At 65.5% G+C, this 9,693-nt stretch carries 7 protein-coding genes and 1 pseudogene; 3 read left to right on the top strand and 5 right to left on the bottom strand.

Going from position 1 to position 9,693, the window contains the following annotated elements:
• From ACLP25_RS26610 to ACLP25_RS26590, 5 genes and pseudogenes are all read right to left on the bottom strand, one after another.
• On the bottom strand, positions 1-718 hold a 718-nt coding region (locus ACLP25_RS26610), incomplete at its 3' end, for a potassium-transporting ATPase subunit KdpA (RefSeq protein WP_442472113.1).
• Positions 719-1,282: 564 nt separating this feature from the next.
• A complete protein-coding gene (locus tag ACLP25_RS26605; protein ID WP_442472112.1) occupies positions 1,283-1,528 on the bottom strand; it encodes an RES family NAD+ phosphorylase in 246 nt (81 codons plus the stop codon).
• Positions 1,462-1,719 (bottom strand): RES domain-containing protein, encoded by a 258-nt coding sequence (locus ACLP25_RS26600; protein ID WP_442472111.1) that lies wholly within the window; start codon positions 1,717-1,719, stop codon positions 1,462-1,464. The genes ACLP25_RS26605 and ACLP25_RS26600 overlap by 67 nt, the downstream gene beginning before the upstream one ends.
• Positions 1,720-1,982: 263 nt before the next feature.
• Positions 1,983-2,063: pseudogene (locus tag ACLP25_RS26595) on the bottom strand (type II toxin-antitoxin system Xre/ParS family antitoxin); the annotation flags it as partial.
• Positions 2,064-2,226: 163 nt separating this feature from the next.
• Complete coding sequence (locus ACLP25_RS26590) at positions 2,227-3,426, bottom strand: ATP-binding protein (protein ID WP_442472115.1); 1,200 nt, start codon at positions 3,424-3,426, stop codon at positions 2,227-2,229.
• A gap of 437 nt (positions 3,427-3,863) precedes the next feature.
• Between ACLP25_RS26590 and ACLP25_RS26585 the strand changes: the two genes are divergently transcribed.
• From ACLP25_RS26585 to ACLP25_RS26575, 3 genes are read left to right on the top strand one after another with little or no spacing between them, the layout of a single operon-like run.
• Positions 3,864-4,769, top strand: a complete 906-nt coding sequence (locus ACLP25_RS26585) for a polyphosphate kinase 2 family protein (protein ID WP_442472114.1) — start codon at positions 3,864-3,866, stop codon at positions 4,767-4,769.
• Positions 4,770-4,785: 16 nt separating this feature from the next.
• Positions 4,786-6,459 carry a Na/Pi cotransporter family protein gene (locus ACLP25_RS26580; protein WP_442472110.1) on the top strand — a complete coding sequence of 558 codons (1,674 nt, stop codon included), beginning with the start codon at positions 4,786-4,788 and terminating at the stop codon, positions 6,457-6,459.
• Positions 6,460-6,502: 43 nt separating this feature from the next.
• The gene (locus ACLP25_RS26575; protein WP_442472109.1) at positions 6,503-9,265 is read left to right on the top strand and encodes a cation-transporting P-type ATPase; all 2,763 of its coding nucleotides are present in this window, start codon (positions 6,503-6,505) and stop codon (positions 9,263-9,265) included.
• The last annotated feature ends 428 nt before the right edge of the window (positions 9,266-9,693 follow it).

Below are 9,693 nucleotides of genomic sequence, written 5' to 3'. Positions count from 1 at the left end.
TCATGCCGTAGAAGCCGCCGCCGTTGGTGCCGAGCATCTTGATCGGGATGACCGCGGCCACCGGGCCGACCACGATCGTCTGCGGCTTCGCCTGGCCCTTGTCGTCGAGCCCCATGGAGCCCTGCTCGAGGGTTGTGGCGACCTCAGTCGAGGCGTAGGTCATCGGCATGCCCTGCTGCATGAAGATGACGCCGAAGACCAGCGCAACCGGCAGGTAGATGTACATGCAGACGCGCCACATATCGACGAAGTAGTTGCCGATCTTCTCCTCGCCCCGGAAAAGACGGATGATCGCCGCCAGTGCGCAGAAGCCTACCGAGGCCGACAGGAACATGTTCGGCAGGATGAAGACAATCTGGCTGAAATTTGAGAACGACTGGTCGCCCGAATAGTGCTGCAGATTGGTGTTGGTCATAAAGGATATGACCGTGTTGAAGATCGTCGACGGCTCGAGCCAACCGAGGCCGCGCGGGTTCAACGGCGCGACCGGCTGCAGGCACAGCACGACGAAGCCGAAGATGAACAGCGCGATGTTGAAGACGACGAGCGCGAGCGTGTACTGCTTCCAATCCTGCGGACCTGTGTCGACGAGGCCCTCGAAGAATTTCAGGAAGCGCGGCGCGCGGTAGCGGCCGTCCATAAGCCAGGCGAAACAGGCGCTGAGCGGGATCGAGCAGGCGATCGCCGCGAGGATCAGCAATGCGGGCAGAAGCCACATGGCAATGGGCCTTTCAGGTCTCGACCGCGCGCGCCCTCATGGCGTACGCGGCGGGTCGGGAAATGGGGTTGCGCGGCTCAGAACCACTCGGGCCGGACGAGCGCGGTGAACAGGTAGACGATGACGAAGGCCGTCACGGCGATCGTTATGGTGGTCATGGGCGGCTCCTCAGATGACTTCGCAGGCGAAAACGAAGGCGTAGCAGGCGCCCAGAGCCACAAGGCCGAGCACGAACATCGCCGGCAGCCAGGCAGCCAGATTCATCGAACCCTCCTTTTGATCCTTGCCGAGACGGGCGGCCGAAGACGCACGCACCCGTCGGCGCGCAGCCGCTTGAGCCGCGCCCGTTCGCCCATCTTCGGGTCGCGCGCCCATCGGCGCGCGGCCTGTTCCGCAAGAAATTGTCGGTGATGAAACGCTAGCTCAGCCCGTCGTAAGGCTTCCATCGGAATCGGGGAGCCGTAGCGTAAAGAGCGCGTAAAGGCATGCGTGTGAGAAAGACCTTGCGCGACCTGCGTCGGCGCACCTTTCAGCGAAATCGGGCGAGCTCGTCGGATCGTCTCTTCACGCCGGCCGCCAAAGGCGCCCGTCGAAGGCGAACGGGCGGATCGCAGCGATGGTTGCGCGCCCGGCTTCCCGATGAGCCGGGTTCAAGAGGAGGTTGCGGCTTTCGGGAACGATGACCGAGGGGACGCTCAGGACGGCGGAACGGCCTGCGGTGATCCACGCGTCGCCGAAGGCGGTCATGTCGCTCGGCGGCGTCTCGACCCGCTCCACGGAAAGGGCGTCAAAATCGATCGCGACCAGCACAGAATCCGCCGGCAGAAGACTCCAGTCGAGATCGAGGTGGACACGAACCTTGATTTGAGCACTGCGAGCGCCGCCGCATCGGCCGCATAGACGACGGCGCGGTCGGGCGAATTCCAGCGCCCGCCGAGGCGGCGCGCGCCTTCCCCGGAAAGATCGGCGAAGGCGCGCCGGCAGATCCGCCAGGCCAACATTGGGAAGCCCACGCCGGGTCGTGCGTCAGGCGACGAGTCCGTGGTCGATTCTTTCGAGCAGGTGTTCGACCTGGCGGCTCCCCTCGGATGTGTCGAGCCAGTCGAGCGGCGCGTCGCCGTCGAGCGCCGTCGTCGGCCGGCGCGGCCAGCGATGCGCCTTCTCGGAGGAGCCGAACGAACGTGTCCTCGGCGGCGGCGATGACTCGCGCCACCCGCATCAGCCGATCGGATTGATCGGAGGTCAACGCGCCGAGCGCGCGCCGGTGGGCGAGCGTCTTGCGCGGGAGAACAACCCGGTCGATCTCGCCGAGCGTGAGCCGGCCGGACTCGATCAGGGCGTCCACCGCTGAAACCGGCAGTCCATGACGCGTCGCCTCGATCACGGAACGCCCTTCGGCTGCCGCGATGTCGAGGGTGTCGCGCTAGTCTGCGGAATCGTAAGCCATTTGATGTTCTCGGAAAGCCATCGCCAATCGCGCAAGAACACTGCCGGGACGGCGGCGCCCCTCACATCACGGTCTCCGCCTCCGCCGGCGCCGTGCGTTCGCGCTCCAGCAAAGCCTTGGAAATCAGCTTCTCCCGCAGGCCGCGCATGATGATGTAAGGCCGCAGGATCGGGTTGAAGAGCCGGTAGCGCAACCGGTAGCCTTCGCCGAGACGATGAAGAATGCGTCCTCGCCCGGGTTCGCTCAGATCCTTGACGGCGCGCGCAAATGCGAGTGGCTCGCACGGCGCGTCTCGGATCAGGGACAGCGGCTCCTTCACCGCCGCAAGGGAGAAGTACCGGTGCTCGTCGACCTCGGCCAGCGCGCACGCGAGCAGGACCTCCCGGTAGATGTTGGCGTGCAGCGGGCTCCTGACGGCTTCGGTATAAAGGGACTTGATCGACTGCTGCCACTGATCGAGGGCCCGGTTCATCCCCTGCTCGACATGCTCGGAATCGATCGTCAGGCTGCGGGCGGCGAGCGCCGCGCGCGCGCTGTAGATGCAAAGCAGGTGGGTGATGTAGGGGACGCCCTGCGAGAGATGAACGAGGTCCTCGCAGGCCTCGAAGTCGATCTCCATCCCGAGCCGATCGAACCCGGCCATGACGATGCCCCGGATCTCGTGGTCCGACATGGAGGGCATGTGGACCTGGATCAGCGCCCTCTCGATCGACTGGTGCTCCCGGATCAGTTCGTCGACGGAGTCGGCGACCCCGATGATCAGGACCGTGGCGTTGACGGCGTGATCTGAGAGCGCCTTGATCGTATCCGCCATCGCGGTGATCGCCTCAGGACGTCGGATGCGATCGAATTCGTCGAAGATCACGATCAGCGACGCCGTGCGCGACATCTCCTGCAGGGTCCGCCGGACCCCGTCGGGCGTCTCGGAATTGACGTCGACATCGGACGGCGGCGCCGCCAGCGGGTTCCGCAATCCTTGGAATCCGATGTTGGGCTGGCGTTTCGCGGCCTCGATATCCTTGAACGCCTTTGCCCAGAGGGACGGATATGTATCGGAAATGTCGCAGTTCGTGCGCGACACGACGAAGGACTGCCGCTTGGCGAGAAAGGCGGAGATCATGTTGGACAGGGACGTTTTTCCCGTCCCCCGCTCGCCATAAAGGATCGCATGGCAGCCGCGCTGCGACACCGCGTCGATGATCTTCAGGACCTGCTCTTTTCTGCCGGCGAACAGCTCTCTGCTCGTTGACTGGGGCGCCAGGCGTAAACACCGCGCCGGTCTGAAACACGAGGGCGTCGAAATCCTGATCCATGACCGCCTTCAGAGCCAAAGCGACATCGCCGAACAAGATGAATCGTCAACCTTTAAGGCCCGAAGATGACCTCCGTTCGCCGCTCAAGGATGCTCTTACGGGCGTTGCCGGTCAACTTCGGCCGTCCGCGCAGAGTTGAATATTCGCGCGACCCTTGACCGGTCGGGGCGGAAAATCGGACGTCACCGGCCAGCGAGCGGCGAGCAGCGAGCCATCTTTGCCTTGGCCAGATGCGGCAGGGCGGTTCAGACCGCCACGCGAAGCATCGTGTCTCGAAGGATGATTCACGATGGATCAGGCAGTCAACCGACGCTGCGGCGCACAATTGACATTGCGCGCGAACGCTGGCCACGTGACAGTTTGAAGACAGCCACAATGGGAGGGAATTCTGCCGCGCAACGATATCCTCGACGCGATCCGGAGATACACCGATCCGTACCGCATTACGAAGGGCAAGGACTTTCGCCTGAAAGACTTCGATCCCGGCGATACGCTGGGGCTGAAGATGGACAAGGCTGAAGCGGCCGAGTCTCTCCGGCGCGGCTCGGAATGGCTCGCGATGGAGCAGGATGTCCTCTACGCGCAGGATTCCTGGTCGGTGCTGCTGGTGTTCCAGGCGATGGACGCTGCCGGAAAGGATGGCACGATCAAGCACGTCCTGTCGGGCGTCAATCCGCAGGGCTGTGACGTCTTTTCGTTCAAGCAGCCCTCCCAGGAGGAGCTGTCGCACGATTTCCTTTGGCGATACGCCGTGAAGGCTCCGCAGCGCGGGCGCATCGGCATCTTCAATCGCTCGTACTACGAGGAAGTGCTCGTGGTGCGCGTCCACCAGGAGCTGCTCAAGGCGCAAAAGTTGCCGCCAAAGCTTGTCGGCAAGGGAATCTGGGACGAGCGGCTCGCCGACATCGCGCGGTTCGAGGACTATCTCACCAGGCAGGGCGTGGTCGTCCTCAAGTTCTACCTCAACCTGTCCCGCAAGGAGCAGAAGAAGCGCTTCATGGAGCGCCTCGACAAGCCGCAGAAGAACTGGAAATTCTCCGCTTCCGACGTGCGCGAACGCCGCTACTGGGACGACTACATGCGCGCGTACGATGAGGCCATCCGAGCGACCGCTTCGAAGGACTCGCCGTGGTTCGTCGTGCCCGCCGACAACAAGTGGTTCACCCGCCTCGTTGTCGCGGCTGCGATCGTCGAGGCGGTGGAGAAGCTCGACCTCCAGTACCCGAAGGTGACCCCGGACCAGAAGAAAGACCTCGCCGCCGCGCGCGCCGAGCTCGAGGCGGAAAAGTAGTCGGGGCGACGCGGGCATGGCGACAGCGATTTCGGTCTTCGGCGGGATCGGACTCTTCCTGCTTGGCATGACCGTCATGACCGACGGACTGAAGGCGCTCGCCGGCTCGGCGTTGCGCACGGTGCTCGCCAAGGCCGCGGCGACCCCGCTCTCGGGGGCGTTCTGGGGCGCGATCGTCACGCTCCTCGTGCAGTCGTCAAGCGCGGTGACGATGACGACGATCGGCCTTGTCAGCGCTGGACTCCTGACATTTCCGCAAGGGCTCGGTCTCGTCTTCGGCGCGAATGTCGGCACGACCGGAACGGGGTGGCTCATCGCACTCATCGGGGTGCGCGTCTCGCTATCGACCTACGCGCTTCCGTTGATCTTTATCGGCGCGCTGACCAAGCTCCTGGCGGGCGGCCGGATCGCCGCGGGGGGCGCGTCGCTCGCCGGCTTCGCGCTCGTGCTCTATGGGCTGACGACGCTCCAGCAAGGCATGGGAGGCCTTGCCGAGAGCCTGCATCCGTCCGATCTGCCGGACGTGCTCGGCGCGCCGGGCGTCGGATGGGTCGCAGGTACGCTCGGCCTCCTCAAGCTGGTCGTGGTCGGCCTCGTCATGACGGCGGTGATGCAGTCCTCGACGGCGTCGATCGCGGTCACCATCTCGGCGTTTTACGCTGGCGCGATCGGACTGGAGCAGGGCGCGGCGCTGATCATCGGACAGAACATCGGGACCGCGACCAGCTCGGCGCTGGCCGCGATCGGCGCCAGCGCCACCGCCAAACGCCTCGCGCTCGCCTACATTCTTTTCAAGGTCATTGCGGCGCTGATCGCGCTCGCCGCTTTTCCATTCACCGCGGCGTTGATGGGCCGCTATGCCGGAACGGTCGACGGGACGACTCTGCTCGCCGCCTATCACACGGCTTACAACGTGGTGGGCGTCGCGGTGCTGCTTCCGGCGACAAAAGCGTTCACGCGCCTGGTCGAGCGCCTCTTGCCCTCGCAGGAGACGGCGCTGGACCGCGTCCTCGACCCGGCGGCGCTGGTCAATCCGGTGGTCGCAGTCGAGGCGGCCCGACGCGCCGTGGCGAACGCGCTGAAAACGATTGCGGTCTCTGTCGCGGCTTCGCTTTCCGGCGGAAAGGACCAGGCCGACTCCGGCGTGGCGTCGCCTGCAGCGGCGCTCGAAAAGGTGCGCGACTTTCTCTCCGAGTTGAAGGAGCCGCCGGAGACCGAGGCTGAGCGACATCGTCTGACCAGCACGCTGCATGCGCTCGATCACGCGTCCCGCCTCGCGGAGATTCTCGGAGACGGAGGGCTTCCGCAACCGCCGACCGGAGCACCCGACGATCTTCGCGCGGCCGAGCTCTGCATAAAGGTCATGCGCTGGACGCAAACGGTCGACGAATCGATAACGGGCGAGTCCGCGCTCAGCGGGCGCGCCGAGCCGATCGGCTGGAGCGTCTCGGACGAGGTGCGGGCGGCGCTCGCCGAAGCCGGAACCGCGGCGACGACGCTGAGCGCGATGCAGCGCACGCATCGCGCCGCGGTCCTCGCCTCCGTCGCGCCGGGCCAGTCGACCGCCTTGGACGCCTTCGCCCGGATCGAGGCGGTGCGGCGCCTCGATGGGATCACGCACCACGCCTGGCGCGCGGCGGCGCATCTTCTTGGCCTCGGCGAACAACGCGGGGACCTGCGGCGGCTCTGACGGGCGTCATCGCAGCCCGAAGACGAAGCGGGAGGGAACGACAATGAGCCTTACGGAGACGACCGTTTCGTCATCGGCGACCCTGGCGTGGCACGCGGTGTCCGCGGAGGAGGTCGAGAAGACGCTCCGCGTCGATCCCGATCGCGGCCTGGACGCCGCGGAAGCCGCCGAACGGCTGAAGACCTACGGGCCGAACCGCCTGCCGCACGGCAAGAAAACGGGACCGCTGATGCGGTTCCTCGCCCAGTTCAACAACATCCTCGTCTATGTCCTCATCACCGCCGGCTTCGTCAAGCTGATGCTGAGCCTGTGGCTGGACGCCTCGATCATCTTCGCGGTCGTCATTCTCAATTCGCTGCTCGGCTTCCTCCAGGAGGGCCGCGCGGAGAAGGCGCTCGATTCGATCCGCAACATGCTCTCCGCCGAGGCGCGGGCCATTCGCGGCGGCGAGACGCGGCTCATTCCCGCCGAGGATCTGGCGCCCGGCGACATCGTCCTTCTCGAGTCCGGCGACAAGATTCCCGCCGATCTGCGTCTGATCGAAGCCAAGAACCTCCGCACCGAGGAAGCGGCGCTGACCGGCGAGTCCGTGCCCGCGGAAAAGACGACCGATCCGGTATCCGCCAAGGCGACGGTCGGCGACCGCGAGAACATGGCCTTTTCCGGAACCATGGTCGTCTCGGGCCGGGCGACCGGAGTCGTGGTCGCGACCGGAAGCCAGACGGAGCTCGGCCGGATCAACCAGATGCTGGCCGAAGTCAGCGCGCTCGAAACGCCGCTCCTGCGCCAGATCAAGAAGTTCGGCTACGCCATCACCGCCGTCATCGCCGTCGTCAGCGTCCTGCTCTTCTCCTGGGGCCACTGGCTGGGGCACATGACCTTCGTCGAGTTGTTCCAGGCGGTTGTTGGCATCGCGGTTTCGCTGATCCCGGAAGGCTTGCCGGCGCTGATCACGATCACGCTCGCCATCGGCGTGCAGCGCATGGCGCAGCGCCACGCGATCATTCGCCGCCTGCCCGCGGTCGAGACACTCGGCTCCGTGTCTCGCATCTGCTCGGACAAGACCGGCACGCTGACGCTCATGGAGATGATGGTCACCTCTGTTGTGACCGCCGACAAGGCCTATGAGGTCACGGGGGACGGCTACGCGCCCGAGGGCGCAATCAAGGAAGGCGGCAAGCCCCTTGCCGGTCCGCCGGAGGCGGTCAAGCTGATGGGGCGCGTGTCGCTCTTGTGCAACGACGCCGAGCTTTTTCAGGACGAAGGGAAATGGAAGGTCGAGGGCGACCCGACCGAGGGCGCGCTCTATCCCTTCGCGGCGAAGCTCGGCATGGACCGCGCCAGAGAGACCGCCGCCGCGCCGCGCATCGACGCCATCCCGTTCGAATCCGAGCACAAGTTCATGGCGACGCTGAACCGTTCGGCCAACGGCGAGATGCTGCTGGTCAAGGGCGCGCCCGAGGTGATCCTCGACCATTGCGACCGGCATGAGACCGCGACCGGCCCGGCGCCGCTCGATCGCGACCGCTTCGCTCGGGAAGGCGACCGTCTCGCCGCGCAAGGCGAGCGCGTGCTGGGGCTCGCGTGGCTGCTCGATCCGGGCCTCACGGCGGGCGGCCTCAAGCCCGAGGACCTGCCGAAAAACCTCATCCTCATCGGCCTTGTCGGCCTCATGGATCCGCCTCGCAAGGAGGCGATCGAAGCGGTGAAGGAATGCCACGGCGGCGGCATCCGCGTAACGATGATCACCGGCGACCACAAGATCACCGCCGCGGCGATCGCCAAGATGCTCGGCATCGGCGACGGCAAGACCGCGGTCGCGGGAACCGAGATCGAGGCGATGAACGACGCGGCCCTGCAGGACTGCGTCCGCGACGTCGATGTCTTCGCCCGCGCCAGTCCCGAGCACAAGCTCCGGCTCGTCAAGGCGATCCAGGCCAACGGCCAGATCGTCGCCATGACCGGCGACGGCGTCAACGACGCGCCTGCCCTGAAAAAAGCCGACATCGGCGTCGCCATGGGAATCAAAGGCACCGAGGTGACGAAGGAGGCCGCTGGCATGATTCTCGCCGACGACAATTTCGCCTCGATCTCTGCGGCGGTGAAGGAAGGCCGCACCGTCTACAACAACATCGAGAAGGCGATGCTGTTCCTGCTGCCGACCAATGTCGCACAGGGCGCGGTGATCGCCGTCGCGATCCTGTTCGCCTTCACGCTGCCGATCACCGCGCCGCAGGTCTTGTGGGTCAACATGGTGACTTCGGTCGCGCTGGGCCTCGTCATCTCGTTCGAGCCGCATGAGGCCGACGTCATGCGGCGGCCGCCGCGCGCAGTCGATCGGCCGCTTGTGACCGGGTTCGGGATCTGGCGCATCCTGTTCGTCGGCGCGGCGCTTGTGGTCTATACCCTCACGGCTTTCTTCTGGATGAAAACGGAGGGCGCAACCGACGGGATGGCGCGCACCGCCGCCGTCAACGCCATCACGCTGGGCCAGGTCTTCTACCTCCTGAACAGCCGCTACCTTCTCGATTCGTCGCTGTCCCTCCGTGCCCACGCGGGCAATCCCTATCTCTGGTACGGCGTCGGGACGGTCGTGGTCCTGCAACTCCTGTTCACCTATGCGCCGCCGTTCCTCGCGATCTTCGGCAACGAGTCGCTGCCGGTTTGGGATTGGACGTGGCTGATCGCCGGCGGAGTCGTGTTCTTCCTGGTCGTCGAATTGGAGAAGCTCATCATCCGATCGACGCCGGCCTTGCGGCGCGAAGCGACGCAGCTGAAGGAAGGAGCCGCAGCGGCGACGTCCTGAAGCGCGGCGCCAAGCGGGAAAGCGGGGGAAAGCGCGCTTTGCCGTTCCCGGCGAAGGGTCAGAGCGAGATGAATTGAGATCGAATCGCGAGGCATCCCCGGCCGCTGACGCGACCACGTTCCCCCCGAGGGGGAAGGGCAGGCGCGGCGTCCAAGTATGTCCTACCGTCGATTTGCGTGCGCGACCAAACAGAGATTCCCCCATGTAGGAAACAAAGCCGGCCGCTCGCCGACGACGCTGACGATGCTGGTCATCCCGCAGGCGCCGATGTTGTCTTGAGCGCCAACAGGTTCTTCACCTCGTTGAACACCTCTGGCGTCGTGATCTTCGTGATGCAGGCCACACCCTGGGCGCATTCCTCCGGGTCGTGATGCAAAGAACAGCCCGCGCAGGGCACCTGGCGGCTGATGACGACGCCGGTCTGCTCC

It is taken from the genome of Roseiarcus sp., from assembly GCF_052145395.1.
Lineage (GTDB): Bacteria > Pseudomonadota > Alphaproteobacteria > Rhizobiales > Beijerinckiaceae > Roseiarcus.
This window is presented reverse-complemented; position numbering and strand designations above follow the sequence as displayed.